This is a genomic window from Streptomyces sp. NPDC056628, assembly GCF_042792555.1.
Lineage (GTDB): Bacteria > Actinomycetota > Actinomycetes > Streptomycetales > Streptomycetaceae > Streptomyces.
The window spans coordinates 132,841-154,636 of the sequence record NZ_JBHTWG010000011.1 but is presented as its reverse complement, the minus strand read 5'-3'; the positions used below and the strand labels follow the sequence as shown (position 1 = coordinate 154,636).

The following is a 21,796-nucleotide window of genomic DNA, read 5'->3' as shown; positions in this document are numbered from 1 at the left end:
GCTGACTAGGCTGGACCGGCGTAGAGGCGATCGGTACGTCAGCGAGGAGCAGCGCCGTGGCGGTACGAGCGGTCCGGGGGGCCGTCCAGCTGGAGCGGGACGAGGCCGGGCACATGGAGGAGCGGGTCGGAGCCCTGCTCACCGCCGTCCTCGAACGCAACGACCTCACCGCGGACGACCTGATCAGCATCTGGTTCACGGCCACCCCCGACCTGCACAGCGACTTCCCCGCGGCCGCCGCCCGCAAGCTCGGGATCGTGGACGTCCCGCTGATCTGCGCCCAGGAACTCGACGTCGAGGGCGCCATGCCCCGGGTCGTCCGGATCCTCGCGCACATCGAGTCCGACCGGCCCCGCGCCGGCATCGCCCACGTCTACCTCGGTGCCGCGGCCGCCCTGCGCAAGGACATCGCCCAGTGAGAACCGCACTCGTCATCGGCACCGGACTCATCGGCACCTCCGCCGCCCTCGCCCTGTCCCAGCGGGGCGTCACCGTCCACCTCGCCGACCACGATCCCGAGCAGGCCCGCACAGCCGCCGCGCTCGGCGCCGGCACGGACGAGGCGCCCGACGGCCCCGTCGACCTCGCGATCGTCGCCGCGCCCCCCGCGCACGTGGCGGCCGTCCTCGCCGACGCGATGCGCCGGGGCGTCGCCCGCGGCTACCTCGACGTCGCCAGCGTCAAGGGCGGACCGCGCCGCGAGCTGGAGGCGCTGGGCCTCGACCTGTCCGCCTACCTCGGCACCCACCCGATGTCGGGCCGTGAGAAGTCCGGGCCGCTGGCCGCCACCGGCGACCTCTTCGAGGGCCGCCCCTGGGTACTCACCCCCACCCGGGACACCGACACCGAGGTGCTGAACCTCGCCCTGGAACTGGTCTCGCACTGCCGCGCGGTCCCGGTCGTGATGGACGCCGACGCCCACGACCGCGCGGTCGCCCTGGTCTCCCACATGCCCCACCTGGTGTCCAGCATGGTCGCCGCCCGCCTGGAGGGCGCCGAGGAGGCGGCCGTCCGGCTGTGCGGCCAGGGCGTACGGGACGTGACCCGGATCGCGGCCTCCGACCCCCGGATGTGGATCGACATCCTCTCCGCGAACCCCGGACCGGTCGCGGACCTGCTCACGGACGTCGCAGCCGACCTGGAGGAGACCGTCCGGGCGCTGCGGGCACTGCAGTCCTCCGACGAGGACAAGCGGCTCGAGGGCGTGGCCGGCATCGAGGACGTCCTGCGCCGGGGGAACGCCGGCCAGGTGCGGGTCCCCGGCAAGCACGGCACGGCCCCGCGGGTCTACGACGTCGTGGCCGTGCTCATCGACGACCAGCCCGGACAGCTGGCGCGGATCTTCGCCGACGCCGACCGGGCCGGCGTCAACATCGAGGACGTCCGCATCGAGCACGCCACCGGGCAGCAGGCCGGTCTGGTGCAGCTCATGGTGGAGCCCAAGGCGGCCCCGGTGCTCACCGCGGCCCTGCGGGAGCGGGGCTGGGCGATCCGGCAGTAGGCGGCCCCGCGGCCGGCGCCGGCCGTCCGTTCCGGGCGCGGCCGGACGAGTGACGCGCACCCAGTAACCTTGTGCGGGGCGCCCTCGCGTTCCCCCACTCACGCCCCACAGCACCAGGAAGGTGTCCTCCCGTGGAAAACGGTGCCGCCAAGCCCGTGATTGTCGCCATCGACGGCCCCTCCGGCACAGGCAAGTCGAGCACCTCGAAGGCCGTCGCCGCGCAGCTCGGACTGCGCTACCTGGACACCGGGGCCCAGTACCGGGCGATCACCTGGTGGATGGTGACCAACGGCATCGACATAGGGGACCCGTCCGCGATCGCCGCCGTGGCGGGCAAGCCCGAGATCGTCTCCGGCACCGACCCGTCGGCCCCGACGATCACCGTGGACGGCGTCGACGTGGCCGGCCCGATCCGCACCCAGGAGGTCACCTCCCAGGTCAGCGCGGTCAGCGCGGTGCCCGAGGTGCGCGCCCGGATCACCGAGCTGCAGCGCATGACCGCCACCTCCGCCGAGCGCGGCATCGTCGTCGAGGGACGCGACATCGGCACCACCGTCCTTCCCGACGCCGACCTGAAGATCTTCCTCACCGCCTCCGCGGAGGCCCGCGCCGCCCGCCGCAGCGGTGAGCTCAAGGGCGCCGACGTGCACTCCACCCGCGAGGCGCTGCTGAAGCGGGACGCGGCCGACTCCAGCCGCAAGACCTCCCCGCTGGCCAAGGCGGACGACGCGGTCGAGGTGGACACCACCGCGCTCACGCTCCAGCAGGTCATCGAGTGCGTCGTCACGCTCGTCGAGGAGAAGCGGGCCGCGAAGTGACAGCTCCATCCGAGCGGGGTGCCGACATCGGGCGGCGGATCGGCGTCGGCCTGATGTACGGGCTGTGGCGACCGCGGGTCCTGGGCGCCTGGAAAGTGCCCGCCGCCGGGCCGCTGATCATCGCGGTCAACCACAGCCACAACATCGACGGGCCCATGGTGATGGGCGTCGCTCCCCGGCCCGTGCACTTCCTGATCAAGAAGGAAGCCTTCGTCGGCCCGCTCGACCCCTTCCTGACCGGCATCGGGCAGCTGAAGGTGGACCGGCACGCCGCCGACCGCACGGCCATCACCCGGGCGCTCGGGGTGCTGGACCAGGGCGGCGTCCTCGGCATATTCCCCGAGGGCACCCGGGGCGAGGGCGACTTCGCGTCGCTGCGCGCCGGACTCGCGTACTTCGCCGTGCGCGGCGGCGCCCCTATCGTCCCGGTCGCGGTGCTGGGAAGTTCCGAGAGGCGCGGACGGTTGATCAAGGGGCTGCCCCCGCTGCGGCACCGCGTGGACGTCGTCTTCGGCGACCCGTTCGACGCGGGCGACGGCAGCGGGCGGCGCACTCGTCGCGCGCTCGACGAGGCGACGGAGCGCATCCAGAAGGAGCTCACCGCACACCTGGAAAACGCCAGGCGGCTGACCGGTCGCTAGGCGACACTGAGTAGTGGATCAGCGGGTGGACCACCGGCCGATCCACCGATCACCACGATGAACGAAGGTACGGACTTCATGAACGACCACATCCACTCCGAGGGCTCGGGCGAGGAGCACGACCACGGAGAGCTTGGCGACGCCGAGTACGCGGAGTTCATGGAGCTCGCCGCGGAAGAGGGCTTCGACCTCGAGGACGTCGAGGGGGCGATCGAGGCGGCCGGGCACGGCCCGCTGCCCGTCCTCGCCGTCGTCGGCCGGCCCAATGTCGGCAAGTCGACCCTCGTCAACCGGATCATCGGGCGCCGCGAGGCCGTCGTCGAGGACAAGCCCGGCGTCACCCGCGACCGCGTGACCTACGAGGCCGAGTGGGCGGGCCGCCGCTTCAAGGTCGTCGACACCGGCGGCTGGGAGCAGGACGTCCTCGGCATCGACGCCTCCGTGGCCGCCCAGGCCGAGTACGCGATCGAGGCCGCCGACGCCGTCGTGTTCGTCGTCGACGCCAAGGTCGGCGCCACCGACACCGACGAGGCGGTCGTCCGGCTGCTGCGCAAGGCCGGCAAGCCCGTCGTGCTGGCCGCCAACAAGGTGGACGGCCCCAGCGGCGAGGCCGACGCGGCCTACCTGTGGTCCCTCGGGCTCGGCGAGCCGCACCCGGTCTCCGCGCTGCACGGCCGCGGCACCGGCGACATGCTGGACGCCGTCCTGGAGGTCCTGCCCACCGCGCCCGCGCAGACCTTCGGCGGCACGGCCGTCGGCGGCCCGCGCCGCATCGCCCTCATCGGGCGCCCCAACGTCGGCAAGTCCTCCCTGCTGAACAAGGTCGCGAACGAGGAGCGCGTCGTCGTCAACGAACTCGCCGGCACCACCCGCGACCCGGTCGACGAGCTGATCGAACTCGGCGGCGTCACCTGGAAGTTCGTCGACACCGCCGGCATCCGCAAGCGGGTCCACCTGCAGCAGGGCGCCGACTACTACGCCTCGCTGCGCACCGCGGCCGCCGTGGAGAAGGCCGAGGTGGCGGTCATCCTGATCGACGCCTCGGAGTCCATCTCGGTCCAGGACCAGCGGATCGTGACGATGGCCGTCGAGGCCGGCCGCGCCATGGTCATCGCCTACAACAAGTGGGACAACCTCGACGAGGAGCGCCGCTACTACCTGGAGCGGGAGATCGAGACCGAGTTCGGCCAGGTCTCCTGGGCGCCCCGGGTGAACGTGTCGGCCCGCACCGGGCGGCACATGGAGAAGCTGGTCCCGGCGATCGAGACGGCGCTCGCGGGCTGGGAGACCCGGGTCCCCACCGGCCGTCTGAACGCCTTCCTCGGTGAGCTGGTCGCCGCCCACCCGCACCCGGTCCGCGGCGGCAAGCAGCCCCGCATCCTCTTCGGCACCCAGGCCGGCACCAAGCCCCCGCGGTTCGTGCTGTTCGCCTCCGGCTTCATCGAGGCGGGCTACCGCCGCTTCATCGAGCGCCGGCTGCGGGAGGAGTTCGGCTTCGAGGGCACGCCGATCCACATCTCCGTGCGCGTGCGCGAGAAGCGCGGCAAGAAGAAGTGACGACAGGGCGAAGGGGCGGTCCCACTCGGGACCGCCCCTTCGCCCTGTCCTTCAGCCTCTGCGTGCCGGTGGCAGCGCCGCCGGCACGTGCTGCATCCCGGAGCCCTGGGGCCCGATGTGCCCGACACGCTGCCACTGCGGCTGCTGCCCGCCGTGCTGCCGGGCGCTGTGCGCCCCCGCGCTGTAGGCGCTGTACGAGCCGCTGAACGACCCCGGGCGGTGGCCGCCGTAGTAACTGCCCGTGCCGCGCTGGATGTTGCCGAAGGCGACGAACCCCAGATCCTCCTCGCCGCTGCGGTCTCCCGGCAGGGAGCGGAAGGACTTGACGTATTCGGCGTAGAGCGCGTCGTAGATCGGGGTGGGCGAGGAGCCGCCCTGGAAGCGGGGAACGTCGTATGCATGCACGTATGTCCAAACGACCCGGCACCGGAAGGGATGCGGCCGGTGAGCGCACCAAAGGGGCGTGCGGCGCCCCCGGTGTGCGGCTGCCCCGGCCCGTCCGCCCGCGGGTGACGGGCCCGCCGGACGGGCGCGGTCAGGTCCCCGCGAGCGGCAGCGCGGCCGCCACCAGCTGCCCGTTGGCCGCCGCCTTGTCCAGCGCGCCGCGCAGCAGGTCCTCCCGGGGCTGGCGGCCGATGGAGCCCACCGGGGCCGCGAACATCAGCACCTGCTGGTGCTTGTTGGCGGCGGCCCGCCAGCCGTCGGTCACCTGGAGGGGCTGGTGGGCCTGCCACCAGGCCACCGGCTGACCGCCGTTCGGCCCCGGCTGCAGGACGGCGTGCAGCTGCCCCATGGCCAGCAGCACGGACCAGCCGTGCAGCACCGGCGGGACGTCCGCCAGTTCGGTCGCCGGCATGAACCCCTGCTCGATCAGCAGCGGCAGGAAGTCGTCGCCGGTGCCGGTCGCGCCGGGCCGCACGATCGGGCCGGTCGGCTCGACGACCAGGGCGGGGTGCAGCTCCCCGGCGATCAGGATCAGCCCGCTGGTCACGCCCAGCACCGCCTGCTCCGGCACGACCCGCTCGGGCTCCGGATCGACGCGGTCGCCGGTGATGGACTTCACCGCTCCCCGCAGCTGGTCCTCGGTGACCTGGACGACCTGCGAGGGCAGGCAGGTGGCGTGGGCGAAGGCGAGGACGGCGGTCTCCTCGCCGATGAACAGGACGGTGCTGGTGCGCTCCTGTCCGGAGTCGCCCGGGGTGCGGCAGGACGTGCAGTCGTAGCTGCCCGGGGCGTTCTCCCCGGCGAGCAGCCGGTCGGCTTCCTCGTCGCCGATCTCGGCACGTACCTCGTCGCTGACGTCGAGCATGCGCGGCACGGATGGCTCCCTCGGGATGTGGCGTGGCGGGGCCGGGTGGCTCCCGGCCCGTGAACCGGGCTGGTCCCGGGCTCATGAAGAAGACAACGGACGATCTGTGGCGGGAGTCACGCATCAGGGCGAACGGAATCGAACCATCCGACGCACTCGGTCACCATCGGTCCGGAACCGCCTACTCACCGTCAAGTAAAGGGAGATGTACGGAAGTTGGTTGCGTGGGGTGTGTCACAGATCGCGGCGGCCCACAGTCGACAAATCCTGAAATCACGGAATGAAGTGGGTGGCCGAAAATCGCCGATACCCGAGGTAACGACGAACTGGCCTGGAAGGACAAGGAGTTGGTTGATGCGGGCGGCCCGGCTCCTTAGATTCCTCCGCCGTGTGCAACGAGCACCGCCCGGGTACGTCCGCCAACCGGCAAGCAGCACCCGCCGGAACGCAGTACCAGCCTCCCGGCGGACGGGGCGGGCGCCGGCCACGCGTCCCATGGCGCGTACGGCGGCGTACCGCCCGGGGACCCCGGGTCCTCGGAGAGGGAACCATATGTCCGAATGTGCCGATACCACTCACCGCGACGTCCGCAGGACGCCGAAGGCCCCGGGCGGAAGCCGGACCAGGGCGGGAGCCGTCCTCGCCGGAGCGGCACTGCTCGCTCCGCTCGGACTCCTGGCCGCCACCGGCGACGCCGCGGCGGCGGACAGCGGCGTGTGGGACCGCATCGCGCACTGCGAGAGCGGCGGAGACTGGCACATCAACACCGGCAACGGCTACTACGGCGGGCTCCAGTTCGCCTCCTCCACCTGGCGGGCCTACGGCGGCACCGCCTACGCGCCCACGGCGGACCGCGCGTCCAGGGAGCAGCAGATCGCCGTGGCCACCAAGGTCCAGCGCGCCCAGGGTTGGGGCGCCTGGCCCACCTGCTCGGCCCGGGCCGGCGCCAACGGGAGCGCCCCCGAGGCCTCCACGTACGGCTCGACGGCCTCCTCGTCCGCCACGGCGAAGAAGGCGGCCCCGTCGACTCCCGCACGGACACCGGACCGTCAGCCCGGACACCCCGCACGCGGCTCCTCGCGGGGTGACTACACCGTCCGCGCGGGCGACACGCTGAGCGGCATCGCCGCCCGGCACGGCACCACCTGGCAGCGGCTGCACACCGCCAACCGGGCCGTCATCGGCGACGACCCCGACCTGATCGTGCCGGGGCAGCGACTCGAACTCTGACCCGCGCACGCCTGATGCGGGCCCCGCCCGGTCCGCCGACCGGGTGGGGCCCGGCCGTTGTCGGACGCGCCGCGCCGGGACGGCCGCAAGGAGCTGCCTAGCGTGCTCATATGAAGAACGCACCGCTGACCATCGTCCTGGCCGCCGTCCTGCTGACCGCCGTCACCCCGGGGACGTCGCAGGCCACGTATGCCCCCCGGGGGGCCTCCGCACCATATATGTCCGGGCCTCCGCCCAAACCCGCGTCCCTGAGCTGTGCCAAGGACCAGTGGCCCTGGGGCTGCGTCGCCCAGTGCGAGAGCGGCGGCGACTGGCACATCAACACCGGCAACGGCCATTACGGCGGGCTGCAGTTCTCGCAGTCCACCTGGGCGGGCTTCGGCGGGCTGAAGTTCGCCCCGCGCGCGGACCTCGCCACCCGCGAGGAGCAGATCACCATCGCCGTCAAGGTGGTGGCGGTCCAGGGCTGGGGCGCCTGGCCGCAGTGCTCCCGCCGGTACGGGCTCGCCGGCCGGATGGAGCTGGAGAAGCCCGCCGTCACCGAGCCCGGCAAGGGCGGCAAGCCGGACGCCGAGAAGCCGGACAAGCCCAGCAAGCCGGCGAAGCCCAGCAAGCCGGACAAGCCCGCGAAGAACGAGAAGCCGGCCAAGGGCGAGAAGCCCGCGAAGGATGATGAGCCGACGCAGGGCAAGCCGAAGAAGGAGGGCAAGCCCGCCGGGTCCGGGTCGGGTTCCGGGACCGGTGCGTCGACCGGGGCCGGCGAGTCCCCGGAGACCGCGCCGGCGACCGAGCCCGAGAAGGCCACCGCCCCCGGCTGGGACACGGGCGCCGACCAGCCCGCCTACCCCGACCACAGGCTCGAGGACCTGCTCATCCCCGGTGCCCTGCTGCTCATGCCGAGGGGGTCGACCCTCCTGCCCGTGCCGCGGCCCGGCGCCGGTACTCAGCGCTCTCACCACTGAGGACGACCGCCCCGCGCCGCAGTTCGTGGACGACCGCCGCCTCTCCCGCAGGGCGGGCGGCAGTCGTTGCTCGGCGACGACCACGCACGCGTCGAGCCCGGCCGGCAGGTCGTACGTCCGGGTTGCCACCGCCGGTGCCATGCCCTGCGCGGGCTCGTCCACCAGGACGACCCGCGCGCGGGCCGGCAGGGCGCGGGACAGGGCCGGCATGCGCTGCTCGCCCCGGAGAGCGTGCCGGCGCGGCGCGCCAGGAGCGGGGCGAGCGCGGGGTAGGCCTCCAGCGCCATGTCGAGGGGAGAGGCGACGCGTTCGAGGTTCTCGCGCACGGTGAGGGAGCCGAACACGGCCTGGCGCTCGGGCACCAGGCACATCCCCCGGCGGGCCCGCTCGTACGCGGGCGTCCGGGTCACGTCGGCGCCGTCCCACACCACGGCGCCCGCCGCCAGGGGCACGACCCCGGCCAGGGCGCGCAGGACCGTCGTACGGCCGCTGCCGTTGCGGCCCACCAGCACGGTGACGCCCGGACCGGCGGCGGCGAGCGTGACGCCGTGCAGGGTCTCCAGGGGGCCGTAGCGCACGCGCGCGTGGCGCAGGGAGACGGTCGTCACGCGGGCGTCTCCAGGGCCCCGGCCGCGTCCAGGACCCGGCCGGGCGGGCCGGAGACGACGATGCGGCCGGCCGCCATGACGTGCACCGTGTCGGCGAGGTCCGCGACCAGGTCGAGATCGTGTTCGACGACCAGCAGGGCCGTCCCGTCGGCGGCGAGGGCCCGCAGGATCCGGGCGAGCGCGGCGACCTCCGCCGTGTCGAGTCCGGCGGTGGGTTCGTCGAGCAGCAGGACGTGCGGGTCGCCGGCGAGCGCCCGGGCGAGCTCGACGCGCCGGAGGGTGCCGGTGGGGAGTCCGGCGGCGGGCAGCGCGCGGACGGGACCGTCCAGCCCCAGCAGCCGCAGGGCCCGCTCGACGGCCGCCGGGTCCCGGACCCGGCCCTGCTCGGTGCCCACGCGGACGTTCTCCGCCACGGTCAGGGAGGGGAAGACGGCCAGTTGCTGGAAGGTGCGGGCGACGCCGAGCCGGGTCCGGGCGTGGGCGGGCAGCCGGGTGACGTCCCGTTCGCCCAGGAGCACCCGCCCGCGGGCGGGGCGACGGGTGCCGGCCAGGCAGTGAAAGTCCGGGACGCGACGAAGGGACTCCCGACGCACTCCCAGTGGCAGTGGGAGGGACGGGCCGCGGCCCGCTGGTTCACCGAGGCGGCCCGGGCGTGCGCCGGCCGGGGCGTCACCCGCGCGTGCGTGGACGACCAATGAACCGCAGCCAAGGGTTCACCGCGGACGGGTTGCTGCTCCCCGTCGTGTTCGAGCGGCTGCCCGAGCCGCCGAAGAGCCGCCGCACCTGTCTGTCGGTGGCCCGCCGGGAGGACGCCGGGGCTGGGTCTCCCAGGGAGACATGAACCGCACGTGCTTCGAGGTGCCGCAGCTGCCGTACCGGCCCTGAGGGGCAACCAAACGGCGGCATCGCCGGTCCAACCGACGTAGCCCCGAGCCGAGGAGGAACCGCAGCGCATGACGACCGTGCCGCAGGCCGCGCCCCTGCGCGCCGACTGCATCGCCGACTCGGCCGGCGGGCTCACGTTCGACGTCACCGCGCCCGACGCGAACGCCACGGCCCATCTCGTGCTGCGCCACCGCGAGGGGCCCGAGGAGGTCACCCTGCCGCTCGCCCCGGCGGCCCGGGGCCGGCTGCGCGCGGCCCTGCCCAGCAGCGTCGTCCTGCCGGAGGGCCACTGGGACGCCTACGCGAGCGTGACCGCGGAAGCCCCCGACCACCGGGTGGCGTCGGGCGCCATGGACGTCCACCCGTCGGCCTCCCGCGTCCCGTACGTGACCCGGCAGGGCAACCTGAGCGTCGAGAGCCGCTTAGCGCTCAGGACGCCTGGTGGGACGGCGGTTCGGGCTGCGGCGCCTCCAGCGCGTGCTGTGGATGGTGCAGGTCGAACGCCGGGGCCTCCGAGCGGATCCGCGGCAGCGTCGTGAAGTTGTGCCGCGGCGGCGGGCAGGAGGTCGCCCACTCCAGCGAGCGGCCGTATCCCCAGGGGTCGTCGACCTCGACCTTCTCGCCGTACCGGGCCGTCTTCCAGACGTTGTAGAGGAACGGCAGCGTCGACAGGCCGAGGAGGAACGCGCCGATCGTCGAGACGGTGTTCAGGGCGGTGAAGCCGTCGGCGGCGAGGTAGTCGGCGTACCGGCGGGGCATGCCCTCCGCGCCCAGCCAGTGCTGCACCAGGAACGTCGTGTGGAAGCCGGTGAACAGCGTCCAGAAGTGGATCTTGCCGAGCCGCTCGTCGAGCATCTTCCCGGTGAACTTGGGCCACCAGAAGTGGAATCCGGCGAAGATCGCGAACACCACGGTGCCGAAGACGACGTAGTGGAAGTGGGCGACCACGAAGTACGTGTCGGACACGTGGAAGTCCAGCGGCGGCGACGCGAGGATCACCCCCGTCAGACCGCCGAACAGGAACGTCACCAGGAAGCCCGTCGCCCACAGCATCGGCGTCTCGAAGGACAGCGAGCCCTTGATCATGGTCCCGGTCCAGTTGAAGAACTTCACCCCGGTGGGGACCGCGATCAGGAAGCTCATGAAGGAGAAGAACGGCAGCAGCACCGCGCCCGTGACGAACATGTGGTGGGCCCACACCACGATCGACAGCCCGGTGATCGCCATCGTCGCGCCGACCAGCGTCAGATAGCCGAAGATCGGCTTCCGGCTGAAGACCGGGATGATCTCCGTGATGATGCCGAAGAACGGCAGCGCGATGATGTAGACCTCGGGATGCCCGAAGAACCAGAACAGGTGCTGCCACAGCAGCGCCCCGCCGTTGCCCGCCTCGAACACCACCGAGCCGAACCGGCGGTCCGCCTCCAGCACCAGCAGCGCGGCGGCCAGGACCGGGAACGCCATCAGGATGAGGATCGACGTGAACAGCGTGTTCCAGGTGAAGATCGGCATCCGGAACATCGTCATCCCGGGGGCGCGCATCCCGATGATCGTGGTGATGAAGTTGACGGCGCCCAGGATCGTGCCGAAGCCGGCCAGGGCCAGGCCCATGATCCACAGGTCGGGGCCGATGCCGGGGGAGCGCTGGAGGCTGTTGAGCGGCGCGTAGGCGAACCAGCCGAAGGACGCCGGCCCGTCCGGCACGATCAGCGAGCCCATCACGATCAGCCCGCCGAAGAGGAACAGCCAGTACGAGAACATGTTCAGCCGGGGGAAGGCCACGTCCGGGGCGCCGATCTGCAGCGGCATCAGCTCGTTGGCGAACCCCGCGAAGGTCGGCGTCGCGAACAGCAGCAGCATGATCGTGCCGTGCAGGGTGAAGAGCTGGTTGAACTGCTCGTTGTTCACGATCTGCAGGCCCGGCCGGGCCAGCTCCGCCCGCATCAGCAGCGCCATCAGACCACCGGCCAGGAAGAACACGAACGACGTGATCAGGTAGAGGTGCCCGATCTTCTTGTGGTCGGTCGTGGTCAGCCAGTCGACGACCACGCGGCCGCCGGGCCTCTCGCTCCGTATGGGTCGTGCCGTCGCCGGTACGGTCTGCGTCCCCATCGCTCGCTCGCCCCTTCGCTCGCCGTGCCCCGGGCCCGCTGAACCCGCGCCGCACGCGCCGACGCGAGCTCACGCCATGATGCTCGCGTCGGCGGTGCGGCGACAGAGGGCGTACGGAGGTTCTGTGGTAGAACCATGTACTTTTCGTGCGGCATCGGCAGCCGGAGCCCGCGCGAAATCCCGGGAAAAGGAGTGCCGAGGCGCTTGTGCGGGAACTCTCGCGCCCCACTTCCGGGGGCCTTCGGCGACACGCGGGAATTACGTTCGAATGCCCGCAGCGGGCCTTGGAAATCACTCGTTCGTGTGACGGCTCATCGTGTCTTCCACAGCCGTTCAGGTGACCGAAACGCGTGTCGTGATGCTGTGACAAAAGCGTGACCCCGAGGGGACGCGGACGGCGGAGGAGCATGGTGGGGCACGGTCGCGGGCCCTCTGGCCCGATCCCGCGCCGAGGCCCTAGCGTGGGCCGCATGGCACCGATTCCGCATCCCCCCACCGAACCCCAGGACGACCCGGACACCTACGTCGGCCTCGACGCCGACGAGGCCGAGCGGCGCGCCCGGACCCGGGGGTGGTCCACGGTGCGCGCGCTGCCGCCGGGGGCGATCATCACGATGGAGTACCGCTCGGGACGGCTGAACTTCGAGGTGAAGGACGGCCAGGTCGTGCGGGCCTGGAAGGGCTGAGCAGGCCGAAGGCCCCGGCTCCCGTGGAGGGGGCCGGGGCCTTCGGCGTGCCGCGGGGCCTCATGTGTGTGTACCGGACCCCGCCGCCGGGGTGTCAGCCGCCCGTCACCGGGCGGGCCGTGGAGGCGGCGCCGCGTGCGGTGCGCTCCGTGTGCGGCGGCCGGCGGCTGCCGGCCGGTGTCCCCGGGGCGCGCTCGGCGCGGGAGGTGTGCGGGCCGGGCGCCAGATAGACCGGCGCCCTGGGGGAGCGGGTCGGAGGGCTCGCCTCCCGGGCCGCGGCCTCGTCCTCCACGGCCGTGGGGAGCGAGGAGAGCAGCACCGGGGCCTCGACCGGCGCGACCGGCACGGCCGCTCCGGTGGCCCGGCGCTCCCGCCGGCGGTCGCGCAGGTCGAGCAGCCAGGTCTCGGCGCGGGCGATCAGCGGCTCGAACCAGGGCAGGGCGAGCAGGATCAGCAGGCCGGCGGTCCAGCCGAGCACCACGTCGCTCAGCCAGTGCGTGCCGAGGTAGACGGTGGACATGCCGACGCCCAGTGAGGTCACCGCCGACAGGGCGGACAGCCAGCGGCGGGCTCTCGGGGTGGAGGCCAGGTAGGCGAGGATCCCCCACGTGACCACGGCGTTCGCGGTGTGACCGCTCGGAAATATATCGCCGCCGAGCCACATCTCGTTCGAGCCGATCTCGGTCGCGTAGTGCGGTCCGAGACGGCCCATGCCGAGCTTGGCGGCGCCGACGGTCACGTTCAGCAACAGCAGGGAGACGCCGAGCGCGAGCAGCGGACGCAGGGTGTGCTGCCGCCAGGAGCGCCAGCCCAGCCACGCGGCGACCATCACGGCGGTGGGGCCGCGCTGGCCCAGCACCACGTAGTAGTCGACGAAGGCGTGGATCTCGGCCCACTGCTGGTACGGGCGGAAGAACATGACCTGCCAGTCCAGCCGGACCAGCCACGAGGTGACGACGACGGCCCACACGATGGCCCCGTAGAAGGCGAGGGCCGCCGCGAACAGCACGACCCGGTGCGGGGTCATCCGCGGCACATCGATGTGGGCCGGGCGTTCGGGCTCCCGGTCCAGCCTGGCGAAGACCCGGTCCAGACGGGTCAGCTTTGGTTCGGTACACACCCAATCGACGCTACAGCGAGTGAGCGCGGTGCATCGGCGATTCCACGGCTTTGTGATGACGATGTGATGTGGCATTCCTCTCAGCGAGACCTTAAATTCCTGTGAATCGCTAATCAGCGGGCGTCCGTTCCTTCAATTCCATTGATCGTCTCGGCTCTTTGTTATTCCCGCCTTATGAATTCGTTCATCGGAGCCTCGGGTGACCTTTGCCCGCCGATCACCCTCCGGGGTGGGGCCGGACGGGGGCCGGTACGGCCGGTGGTGTGGCATACGCCACAGGCGCCGGGCGGAGCTCTGAGAGGTCCGCCACTCGGCGCCCTCGCGGACTCGCGTACTCTGACGAGTCACTCGCCCTTCGTCGCGCGGGCCGGAGACACCGCTTACTCCGGCCGAGTCTCGGGGAGTCCCCACCCCGTGAGCCCGCCGGGGCGAGGGAACATCTGGGAGGTACGTACATGTCCGGGACGACCACGGCCGCCGCTGCGCTGCGCCGTCGGGCGGCCGGGGCCGGTGCCAACCGCTGGGTCGTCCTCGTCGTCCTCTGCGTCAGCCTGCTGCTGGTCGCCGTCGACGCCACCGTCCTGCACGTGGCGGTACCCGCCGTCACCGAGGACCTCCGGCCCGGCGCGATAGAACTGCTCTGGATCGTCGACGTCTACCCGCTCGTCTGCGCCTCGCTGCTGATCCTCTTCGGCACGCTCGGCGACCGCGTGGGCCGCAGACGCGTGCTGCTCCTGGGGTACGGCCTCTTCGGCCTCGCCTCGGGCCTGGCCGCCCTCGCCCACGATCCACAGGTGCTGATCCTCGCCCGCGCGCTGCTCGGCGTCGGCGGCGCCATGATCATGCCGGCCACCCTGTCCATCCTGCGCCAGGTCTTCCCCGACCGGCGCGAACGCGCCCTCGCCATCGGTATCTGGAGCGCCGTCGCCGCCGTGGGCGCGGCGGTCGGGCCCCTGCTCGGCGGCTTCCTGCTGGAGCACTTCTGGTGGGGCTCGGTCTTCCTCGTCAACATCCCGCTGATGCTGGTCAGCCTGCCGGTGGGACGTCTGCTGCTGCCCGAGTCGAAGGGCGACGGCCAAGGCCCCTGGGACGTCGTCGGCGCCCTGATGGCGGCGGCCGGACTGTTCGGCGTGGTGCTGGGCGTGAAGCGGCTCGGCGGCGGGGAGCCCGTGGTGAGCGCGCTCACCCTGGCACCGCTCCTGGTCGGCGCGGCCCTGCTGGTCCTCTTCGCACGACGGCAGCGGCGTCGGACGTATCCGCTGGTGGATCTCCGGATGTTCGCGCGGCCCGCGTTCAGCACGTCCGTCGGGTGCATCGTGCTCGCCATGCTCGCCCTGGTCGGCCTCGAACTGATCGCCGCGCAGTACCTCCAGCTGGTCCTCGGGCTGTCCCCGCTGGAGACCGGGCTGCGGCTGCTGCCGCTGACCTTCGCCGCGATGGCGGCCGGGCTCGCGGGGGCGCGGATGCTGCGCCGGTTCGGGCCGCGGGCGATGGTGTGCTTCGGCTTCTGCCTGACGGCCGCCGCCGTGGTGCTGCTGACGTTCATGGGGCGGACCGACAACTGCGCGCTCATGGTCGCCGGATTCGTGCTGCTCGGCTTCGGGCTGGAGACCACGCTCTTCGGGGCGTACGAGTCGATGCTCTCCGAGGCGCCGCAGGAGCAGTCCGGGGGCGCGGCGGCCATCGGCGAGACGTCCTACCAGCTGGGCGCCGGCATCGGGATCGCGCTGCTCGGCAGCGTGATGAACGCGGCCTACGCCCCCGGCCTCACCCATGTCGAGGGCGTGCCGGCGTCCTCCTCCTCATCCGCCTCGCACTCGCTGGGCGAGGCCTACGAGATCGCCACGCAACTCGGCGGACGCGCGGGCCAGGCGCTGCGGTACGCGGCACGGGACTCCTTCGTGCACGGGCTGCATGTGACGCTCCTCGTCAGCGCCGGGCTGCTGCTGCTCGGGGCCGCGATGGCGCTGCGCCTGCCCCGCGTCATGCAGTGCGAGGCCCCGCCCGTGGAACTGCCCAAGCCGCGCGAGGCCGTGGAGCCCCGCGTCTCCGCCTGACCCGGCCCTCGTGAGGGGGCCCCGCGGTGCCGTGCGCACTGGACGTGCGGGGGGAGCGCGTCGTAGCGTCGGGCCGGTCGATGATGATGAGCGGTGCTAGTTTTCGTGCTGCCGGAGGGTGTTCCATGTCCGCGTCCGTGAAGTTGCCCCCGTTCGACCCCGCCGACCCCCTCGGCATCGACGACCTCCTCGAACCCGAGGACCTGGCGGTCCGGGCGACTGTGCGGCAGTGGGCGGCGGACCGGGTCCTGCCCCATGTCGCGGAGTGGTACGAGAAGGGCGAGCTGCCTCAGATCCGGGAGCTGGCGCGGGAGCTCGGCGCGATCGGCGCCCTCGGGATGTCCCTCACCGGCTACGGCTGCGCCGGCGCCTCCGCCGTGCAGTACGGGCTGGCGTGCCTGGAGCTGGAGGCCGCCGACTCCGGTATCCGCTCCCTCGTCTCCGTGCAGGGCTCCCTCGCCATGTACGCCATCCACCGCTTCGGCAGCGAGGAGCAGAAGCAGACCTGGCTGCCCCGGATGGCCTCCGGCGAGGTCATCGGGTGCTTCGGCCTGACCGAGCCCGACCACGGTTCCGACCCCGCCTCCCTGCGCACCTACGCCAAGAAGGACGGCTCCGACTGGGTGCTCGGCGGACGCAAGATGTGGATCACCAACGGGTCCGTCTCCGGGGTCGCCGTCGTGTGGGCGCAGACCGACGAGGGCATCCGCGGATTCGTCGTGCCCACCGACAGCGCCGGGTTCTCCGCGCCGGAGATCAAGCACAAGCTGTCGCTGCGGGCCTCCGTCACCAGCGAGCTGGTGCTGGACGACGTACGGCTGCCGGCCGACGCCGTGCTGCCGGAGGTGGTCGGGCTGAAGGGTCCGCTCAGCTGTCTCTCGCACGCCCGGTACGGGATCGTGTGGGGGGCCATGGGGGCGGCGCGGTCCTGCTTCGAGGCCGCCGTCGACTACGCGAAGACGCGGGAGCAGTTCGGCCGGCCGATCGGGGGCTTCCAGCTCACCCAGGCCAAGCTCGCCGACATGGCGCTCGAACTGCACAAGGGGATTCTGCTCGCCCACCATCTCGGGCGGCGGATGGACGCCGGCCGCCTGCGTCCCGAGCAGGTCAGCTTCGGCAAGCTCAACAACGTCCGCGAGGCCATCGACATCTGCCGTACGTCCCGGACGATCCTCGGTGCCAACGGGATCTCGCTCGAATACCCCGTGATGCGGCACGCGACCAACCTCGAATCGGTGCTCACCTACGAGGGCACCGTCGAGATGCACCAGCTCGTGCTGGGCAAGGCGCTCACCGGGCTGGACGCCTTCCGGTGAACACCACCAGCGGGCAGGGCCGGCGAGCGGCCCTGCCTCAGCTCTGGTTGTAGAAGCCGTCCGCGCGGTGCGCCGCCGGCTCGCCGCTGACGATCTCGGTGTCGGCGGGGGACAGCAGGAACACCCGGTTGGACACGCGGTCGATCGAACCGCGCAGACCGAAGATGAGCCCCGCCGCGAAGTCGACGACACGCTTGGCGTCGGCGGGCTCCATGGCCGTGAGGTTCATGATGACCGGGACGCCGTCCCGGAACAGCTCGCCGATCGCGCGGGCGTCCCGGAAGCTGTCCGGGGTGACCGTGCCGATACGGCGGCCCTTCTCCTCGGCGACGTCCGTGGCCACCTTGACCCGCGGATCGGTGACCCAGGCGTCCCCGGACTCGGTCCCTTCGGAGTAGTCGTCGTCGTAGTAACGCTCGTCATCGTTGTCGTCAACGAGGCCCAGCCAGGCACTCGCCTTGCGCACCGATCCCATGGACGCCTCCTCTCACAGCGGTCTTTCGTTCCATTCCGCATCCCTATCGTCATCCATGATGCGGACGTCGCGCCAAGTGGATAGACGCCGCGCGGGGGGTTTGTGACGGTACTGGTGCACAGCGAATCCGTCGAGAGTCCGTGTCCCCCAAGGGGCGTGCCACAAACGGCTGCTGACTATGAGTGAAATATGATTCTTCACGGCGTCCGGGTGATGAGGGGTGCGTCCGGGTGAACGACGCGCCCGGGGGAAAGGCACGGACGGCCGGTACGATGCGGCAGCTCGGCACAGCGGAACAACCTCGGGGGAGCGTCATGTTCGGAATGGTCAGGCCCTGCCGTCACCGGCTCGGGGAGCGGTTCACCAGTGAATGGATGGCGCATCTGTGCGGGCTGTGCCTCGCGCTGCGCGGGGACCACGGTCAGCTGGCCCGGGTGGTCACGAACTACGACGGGCTGCTGATATCCGTCCTGACGGAGGCTCAGTCCGACGGCTCCGGTGCGCTGCGGCGTACGGCGGGGCCGTGCCCGTTGCGCGGAATGCGCACCGCGTCCGTCGCTCAGGGCGAGGGCGCCCGGCTGGCCGCCGCCGTCTCGCTGGTGCTCGCCTCGGCGAAGGTGCGCGACCATGTGGCCGACGGGGACGGGCTGCTGGCCCGCAGGCCGGTGGCGCTCGCCGCGCGGCGGGTGGCCGCCGGCTGGGGCGCGGCGGGGCTGCGCTCCGGCTCTGCCGTCGGCTTCGACACGGCCGTCCTTGTCGACGCCGTCGACCGGCAGCTCGGCATCGAGACACTCGCCGGACCCGGCACACCGATCCTCACCGTCACCGAGCCGACGGAGACCGCGACCGCCGCCGCCTTCGCGCACACCGCGGTCCTCGCCGGGCGGCCGGGCAACGCCGGGCCGCTGGCCGAGGCCGGCCGGCTCTTCGGGCGGCTGGCACACCTCCTGGACGCGGTGGAGGACCTGGCCGCCGACGCCGAGGCCGGTGCGTGGAACCCGCTGACCGCGACCGGGACCTCGCTCGCGGAGGCGCGGCGGCTCGCCGACGACGCCGTGCACGGCGTACGGCTGGCGCTGCGTGAGGTGGAGTTCACCGAGCCCGGGCTCGCGCATCTGCTGCTCGTGCACGAACTGCGGCGCTCCGTGGACCGGGCGTTCGGTACGACGCCGGTCTGCTCCTCCCATCAGCCGGGTCAGCCGGGCCCCTACGGGCAGCCGCCGCAGCAGGGACCGCACGGCGCGCAGCAGAACCCGTACGCCGGTGGCGGGAATCCGTACGCCGGGGGCAACCCCTTCGCCGGTGGCGGGGGAGCGCCCGGCGGGGGTGGTGGCGGCTTCGGCGGCTTCGGCGGTGGCCCGGCACCACAGCCCCCGAAGGGGCGGCGCGGATTCTGGGCCGGCTGCGGGATGTTCTGGCTGCTGTGCTGCACCTGCAAGCTGTGCTGCGCGGAGGAGTACGAGGGCCCCTGGTCCCGGAAGAAGCGCGAAGGCTGCTGCCGCGACTGCGACTGCGACGGGTGCGACTGCTGCTGCCCGTGCGACGGCTGCTAGAACCGTTCGCCGCAACGCGGGCAGGGCGTCGTCCGGATGGCGGGAGGGCGGCGGCGCTATCCGGAGGGGCTAATTCCGGCCACCCGGCGAAGGGTGGAGGCGTACGCGGGAGCGCGGGTCAGGCGGGCCGATGCGCGTCGGGGCGCGTGGTGCGCGAAGGTCCGGGGCGCGTACGCCGTGTGCCGGATTCCGGCGACGGACGCCGGTCGAAGTCCCTGCTGTGACCATGGCCCGCGCCCCTCTTGTGCGGGCGGCGGGCACCTCTCCGCTCCCTTCCGGGCCGTCGGGGGCGCGCCGGGCGAGGGGGCGCGCAACCTGCCCTGACCGGCGCCGATGCGGACAGCCTCGGCCAACAGGCACACATAGTTCAAATGTTGACGGCCGAAAGGCACCCTTGTGCCGACCGGTCGTTCGGCCGAATACTCCCCTCAGCGCTTGTCAGGGGCACGGCATGTTCGGAATCCGGACGATCGGCCCCCTGCCTGCGCCTCACGGGCCCCGACCCCACGCGGGCCCCCCGACTTCCCTTGGAGGGAACGAAACGTGAGGATCAAGCGCACCACCCCCCGCAGCGGCATCACCAGACGGACCCGGCTGATCGCCGTGTCCTCCGGACTCGTCGCTGCGGCGGCCTTCGCGATCCCCAACGCGACCGCCGCGGAAACCCCCACCGCCTTCAGCGCCGCCCAGCTCAAGAGCGTCAGCGGCTCCGTGCTGAAGGCCGACGTCCCGGGCACCGCCTGGGCCGTCGACAGCAAGACCAACCGCGTCACGGTGACCGTCGACAGCACGGTCTCCCAGGCCGAGATAGCGAAGATCAAGGAGCAGGCCGGGTCCGACGCCGACGCGCTCACGATCAAGCGCACCTCCGGCAAGTTCCAGAAGTTCATCCAGGGCGGTGACGCCATCTACGCGAGCAGCTGGCGCTGCTCGCTCGGCTTCAACGTCCAGGACAGCAGCGGCAACCAGTACTTCCTGACCGCCGGCCACTGCACCGACGGCGCCGGGACCTGGTACTCCAACTCCGGGCGCACCACGGTCATCGGCTCGACCGCCGGTTCCAGCTTCCCGGGCAACGACTACGGCATCGTGCGCTACACCGGCTCCGTCAGCCGGCCCGGCACCGCCAACGGCGTGGACATCACCCGCGCCGCCACGCCGAGCGTGGGCACGACGGTCATCCGGGACGGCTCGACCACCGGTACGCACAGCGGCCAGGTCACCGCCCTCAACGCGACCGTCAACTACGGTGGCGGCGACGTCGTCTCCGGCCTGATCCAGACCACGGTCTGCGCCGAGCCCGGCGACTCCGGCGGTTCGCTCTACGGCAGCAACGGCACGGCCTACGGTCTGACCTCCGGTGGCAGCGGCAACTGCACCTCCGGCGGCACGACCTTCTTCCAGCCGGTCACCGAGGCCCTGTCCGCCTACGGCGTCAGCGTCTACTGACCGTCGTGCCGGCACGGCACACGTGAGGTCCGCACGGCATCGGGCCGAGCCCCCGCACGCGATCGCGTGCGGGGGCTCGTCGTTGTGCGTCCGGGCTTTTCCGGGGTCGTCGATGTCCGGCATGCCAGGGGTGATTTCAAGACAGGAGTAGACCTCACCCGCTGCTGATGCCCCGTTCGCTCGCGGTGTTTGCTGAGCGAAGGCGGCAGGTGTGACTGTGCATGGTCAAGAGTGGGGGGTGTGTGCGTGTGTTCTGTGCGCGTCCTGAAGTCGACCTTGTGTGCTTCTGTCGAACATAGGAATAGTGAGGCGTGTTCAACCGGCGCGGGTGCGGCTTTTGTTGTGAGTCGTCCCCGTCGCCGTACGCCTTCCGGTCCGACGAGGTCCCCACAACCTCCCGGACCGACCCCCCACAGGAGGACGTGAGTTGAAGCACCGACGCATACCCAGGCGCCGGGTCGCCGTGGCAGGTGCGGGCATCGCCGCACTGGTCGCCGCGGGAGTGGCCTTGCAGTCTGCGAACGCGAGTGAGACGCCGGAGGCGTCCGCGCCGAAGACCCTGTCGGCCGGCGCGGCCGGAAAGCTCGCCTCGACCCTCGTGAAGGACCTCGGCACCGACACCGCGGGCACCTACTACGACGCCGAGGCCAGGAGCCTCGTGGTGAACGTCCTCGACGAGGACGCCGCCGACGCCGTGGAGGCCGCCGGCGCCGAGGCGCGGGTCGTCCGGAACTCGCTCGCCGAGCTCAGAAGCGCCCGCACCACACTGCAGAAGGACGCCACCATCCCGGGCACCGCCTGGGTGACGGACCCGACCGCCAACAAGGTCGTGGTCACCGCCGACCGCACGGTCTCCAAGGCCGAGTGGGCCAAGCTCACCGAAGTGGCCGACGGGCTGGGCGCCACGGTCGAACTGAAGCGGTCGAAGGGGGAGTTCAAGCCCTTCATCGCGGGCGGTGACGCGATCACCGGCGGCGGCGGGCGGTGCTCGCTCGGCTTCAACGTCGTCAAGGGCGGCGAGCCGTTCTTCCTGACGGCCGGGCACTGCACCGAGTCCATCTCGACCTGGTCCGACTCCAGCGGCCGGCAGATCGGCACCAACGCGGACTCGAGCTTCCCGGACGACGACTACGGCCTGGTCGAGTACACCGCCGGCGTCGACCACCCGAGCGAGGTCAACCTCTACAACGGTTCCTCGCAGGCCATCAGCGGTGCCGCCGAGGCCACCGTGGGCATGGCGGTCACCCGGAGCGGTTCGACCACCCAGGTGCACGAGGGCAAGGTGACCGGCCTGGACGCCACCGTGAACTACGGCAACGGCGACATCGTCAACGGGCTGATCCAGACCGACGTCTGCGCCGAGCCCGGCGACAGCGGCGGCTCACTGTTCTCCGGCGACAAGGCGGTCGGCCTCACCTCCGGTGGCAGCGGTGACTGCGCCTCCGGCGGCGAGACCTTCTTCCAGCCGGTGACCGAGGCGCTGTCCGCCACGGGTACCGAGATCGGCTGACGCCTCT

20 protein-coding genes and 2 pseudogenes are annotated in these 21,796 nt (G+C 72.0%); 15 read left to right on the top strand and 7 right to left on the bottom strand.

Going from position 1 to position 21,796, the window contains the following annotated elements:
* The first annotated feature begins 56 nt into the window (after window positions 1-56).
* From aroH to der, 5 genes are all read left to right on the top strand, one after another.
* Entirely contained in the window at window positions 57-419 is a 363-nt protein-coding gene (gene aroH / locus ACFRAC_RS16945; RefSeq protein WP_382924662.1) for a chorismate mutase, read from the top strand.
* Entirely contained in the window at window positions 416-1,501 is a 1,086-nt protein-coding gene (locus ACFRAC_RS16940) for a prephenate dehydrogenase (RefSeq protein WP_382924661.1), read from the top strand. The genes aroH and ACFRAC_RS16940 overlap by 4 nt, the downstream gene beginning before the upstream one ends.
* 131 nt (window positions 1,502-1,632) lie before the next feature.
* Window positions 1,633-2,319 carry a (d)CMP kinase gene (cmk, locus tag ACFRAC_RS16935; RefSeq protein WP_382924660.1) on the top strand — a complete coding sequence of 229 codons (687 nt, stop codon included), beginning with the start codon at window positions 1,633-1,635 and terminating at the stop codon, window positions 2,317-2,319.
* A 53-nt stretch (window positions 2,320-2,372) separates the two neighbouring features.
* Entirely contained in the window at window positions 2,373-2,960 is a 588-nt protein-coding gene (locus ACFRAC_RS16930; RefSeq protein WP_382924691.1) for a lysophospholipid acyltransferase family protein, read from the top strand.
* A 78-nt stretch (window positions 2,961-3,038) separates the two neighbouring features.
* Entirely contained in the window at window positions 3,039-4,517 is a 1,479-nt protein-coding gene (der, locus tag ACFRAC_RS16925; protein ID WP_382924659.1) for a ribosome biogenesis GTPase Der, read from the top strand.
* Between the two features lie 51 nt (window positions 4,518-4,568).
* On the opposite strand, the gene ACFRAC_RS16920 is transcribed toward der, so the two are convergent.
* Both ACFRAC_RS16920 and ACFRAC_RS16915 read right to left on the bottom strand, forming a co-directional pair.
* Complete coding sequence (locus ACFRAC_RS16920; protein ID WP_382924658.1) at window positions 4,569-4,922, bottom strand: hypothetical protein; 354 nt, start codon at window positions 4,920-4,922, stop codon at window positions 4,569-4,571.
* A gap of 130 nt (window positions 4,923-5,052) precedes the next feature.
* Window positions 5,053-5,835 (bottom strand): hypothetical protein, encoded by a 783-nt coding sequence (locus tag ACFRAC_RS16915; protein ID WP_382924657.1) that lies wholly within the window; start codon window positions 5,833-5,835, stop codon window positions 5,053-5,055.
* Between the two features lie 543 nt (window positions 5,836-6,378).
* On the opposite strand from ACFRAC_RS16915, the gene ACFRAC_RS16910 reads away from it, so the two are divergent.
* Entirely contained in the window at window positions 6,379-7,056 is a 678-nt protein-coding gene (locus ACFRAC_RS16910) for a transglycosylase family protein (protein ID WP_382924656.1), read from the top strand.
* A 110-nt stretch (window positions 7,057-7,166) separates the two neighbouring features.
* Window positions 7,167-8,018 carry a transglycosylase family protein gene (locus ACFRAC_RS16905; protein WP_382924655.1) on the top strand — a complete coding sequence of 284 codons (852 nt, stop codon included), beginning with the start codon at window positions 7,167-7,169 and terminating at the stop codon, window positions 8,016-8,018.
* Here ACFRAC_RS16905 and ACFRAC_RS16900 read toward each other — a convergent pair.
* Together ACFRAC_RS16900 and ACFRAC_RS16895 are read right to left on the bottom strand one after the other, a co-directional pair.
* A pseudogene (locus tag ACFRAC_RS16900) lies at window positions 7,948-8,626 on the bottom strand (ATP-binding cassette domain-containing protein). The gene ACFRAC_RS16905 and the pseudogene ACFRAC_RS16900 overlap by 71 nt on opposite strands.
* Window positions 8,623-9,144, bottom strand: coding sequence for an ATP-binding cassette domain-containing protein (locus tag ACFRAC_RS16895; RefSeq protein WP_382924654.1), 522 nt, complete (start codon window positions 9,142-9,144; stop codon window positions 8,623-8,625). Before ACFRAC_RS16895 ends, ACFRAC_RS16900 begins: the two are co-directional and overlap by 4 nt.
* A gap of 45 nt (window positions 9,145-9,189) precedes the next feature.
* Between ACFRAC_RS16895 and ACFRAC_RS16890 the strand changes: the two are divergent.
* Both ACFRAC_RS16890 and ACFRAC_RS16885 read left to right on the top strand, forming a co-directional pair.
* Window positions 9,190-9,511 (top strand): annotated as a pseudogene (locus ACFRAC_RS16890) (amino acid ABC transporter substrate-binding protein); the annotation flags it as partial.
* Between the two features lie 68 nt (window positions 9,512-9,579).
* Window positions 9,580-10,050, top strand: a complete 471-nt coding sequence (locus tag ACFRAC_RS16885; protein WP_382924653.1) for a hypothetical protein — start codon at window positions 9,580-9,582, stop codon at window positions 10,048-10,050.
* Here ACFRAC_RS16885 and ctaD read toward each other — a convergent pair.
* Window positions 9,941-11,623: a cytochrome c oxidase subunit I gene (gene ctaD / locus ACFRAC_RS16880; protein WP_382924652.1), complete on the bottom strand. Its 1,683-nt coding sequence runs from the start codon at window positions 11,621-11,623 to the stop codon at window positions 9,941-9,943. The genes ACFRAC_RS16885 and ctaD overlap by 110 nt on opposite strands.
* Before the next feature lie 470 nt (window positions 11,624-12,093).
* On the opposite strand from ctaD, the gene ACFRAC_RS16875 reads away from it, so the two are divergent.
* The gene (locus tag ACFRAC_RS16875) at window positions 12,094-12,309 is read left to right on the top strand and encodes an I78 family peptidase inhibitor (RefSeq protein ID WP_382924651.1); all 216 of its coding nucleotides are present in this window, start codon (window positions 12,094-12,096) and stop codon (window positions 12,307-12,309) included.
* Window positions 12,310-12,403: 94 nt separating this feature from the next.
* On the opposite strand, the gene ACFRAC_RS16870 is transcribed toward ACFRAC_RS16875, so the two are convergent.
* Window positions 12,404-13,429, bottom strand: coding sequence for a phosphatase PAP2 family protein (locus tag ACFRAC_RS16870; protein ID WP_382924650.1), 1,026 nt, complete (start codon window positions 13,427-13,429; stop codon window positions 12,404-12,406).
* 455 nt (window positions 13,430-13,884) lie between these two features.
* Between ACFRAC_RS16870 and ACFRAC_RS16865 the strand changes: the two genes are divergently transcribed.
* Together ACFRAC_RS16865 and ACFRAC_RS16860 are read left to right on the top strand one after the other, a co-directional pair.
* Window positions 13,885-15,486, top strand: a complete 1,602-nt coding sequence (locus ACFRAC_RS16865; protein WP_382924649.1) for an MFS transporter — start codon at window positions 13,885-13,887, stop codon at window positions 15,484-15,486.
* 125 nt (window positions 15,487-15,611) lie between these two features.
* Window positions 15,612-16,802, top strand: a complete 1,191-nt coding sequence (locus ACFRAC_RS16860; RefSeq protein ID WP_382924648.1) for an acyl-CoA dehydrogenase family protein — start codon at window positions 15,612-15,614, stop codon at window positions 16,800-16,802.
* Between the two features lie 37 nt (window positions 16,803-16,839).
* Here ACFRAC_RS16860 and ACFRAC_RS16855 read toward each other — a convergent pair whose 3' ends face one another.
* Window positions 16,840-17,277, bottom strand: a complete 438-nt coding sequence (locus ACFRAC_RS16855) for a cell division protein SepF (RefSeq protein ID WP_055622772.1) — start codon at window positions 17,275-17,277, stop codon at window positions 16,840-16,842.
* A gap of 314 nt (window positions 17,278-17,591) precedes the next feature.
* Here ACFRAC_RS16855 and ACFRAC_RS16850 point away from each other — a divergent pair, with 314 nt between their 5' ends.
* From ACFRAC_RS16850 to ACFRAC_RS16840, 3 genes are all read left to right on the top strand, one after another.
* Window positions 17,592-18,830 carry a DUF5685 family protein gene (locus tag ACFRAC_RS16850; RefSeq protein ID WP_382924647.1) on the top strand — a complete coding sequence of 413 codons (1,239 nt, stop codon included), beginning with the start codon at window positions 17,592-17,594 and terminating at the stop codon, window positions 18,828-18,830.
* 543 nt (window positions 18,831-19,373) lie between these two features.
* On the top strand, window positions 19,374-20,279 hold the full coding sequence (locus tag ACFRAC_RS16845) for a S1 family peptidase (RefSeq protein ID WP_382924646.1): 906 nt from the start codon (window positions 19,374-19,376) through the stop codon (window positions 20,277-20,279).
* 427 nt (window positions 20,280-20,706) lie between these two features.
* Window positions 20,707-21,789, top strand: a complete 1,083-nt coding sequence (locus ACFRAC_RS16840) for a S1 family peptidase (protein WP_382924645.1) — start codon at window positions 20,707-20,709, stop codon at window positions 21,787-21,789.
* Window positions 21,790-21,796: the final 7 nt, after the last annotated feature.

Excerpts from the sequence above, each read along its gene's own strand:
- ACFRAC_RS16875 (WP_382924651.1), top strand. The coding sequence starts at position 12,094 with ATGGCACCGATTCCGCATCCCCCCACCGAACCCCAGGACGACCCGGAC.
- ctaD (WP_382924652.1), bottom strand. The coding sequence starts at position 11,623 with ATGGGGACGCAGACCGTACCGGCGACGGCACGACCCATACGGAGCGAG.
- ACFRAC_RS16855 (WP_055622772.1), bottom strand. The coding sequence starts at position 17,277 with ATGGGATCGGTGCGCAAGGCGAGTGCCTGGCTGGGCCTCGTTGACGAC.
- ACFRAC_RS16910 (WP_382924656.1), top strand. The coding sequence starts at position 6,379 with ATGTCCGAATGTGCCGATACCACTCACCGCGACGTCCGCAGGACGCCG.
- ACFRAC_RS16860 (WP_382924648.1), top strand. The coding sequence starts at position 15,612 with ATGTCCGCGTCCGTGAAGTTGCCCCCGTTCGACCCCGCCGACCCCCTC.
- ACFRAC_RS16905 (WP_382924655.1), top strand. The coding sequence starts at position 7,167 with ATGAAGAACGCACCGCTGACCATCGTCCTGGCCGCCGTCCTGCTGACC.
- ACFRAC_RS16865 (WP_382924649.1), top strand. The coding sequence starts at position 13,885 with ATGTCCGGGACGACCACGGCCGCCGCTGCGCTGCGCCGTCGGGCGGCC.
- ACFRAC_RS16850 (WP_382924647.1), top strand. The coding sequence starts at position 17,592 with ATGTTCGGAATGGTCAGGCCCTGCCGTCACCGGCTCGGGGAGCGGTTC.
- der (WP_382924659.1), top strand. The coding sequence starts at position 3,039 with ATGAACGACCACATCCACTCCGAGGGCTCGGGCGAGGAGCACGACCAC.
- ACFRAC_RS16930 (WP_382924691.1), top strand. The coding sequence starts at position 2,373 with ATGTACGGGCTGTGGCGACCGCGGGTCCTGGGCGCCTGGAAAGTGCCC.
- ACFRAC_RS16885 (WP_382924653.1), top strand. The coding sequence starts at position 9,580 with ATGACGACCGTGCCGCAGGCCGCGCCCCTGCGCGCCGACTGCATCGCC.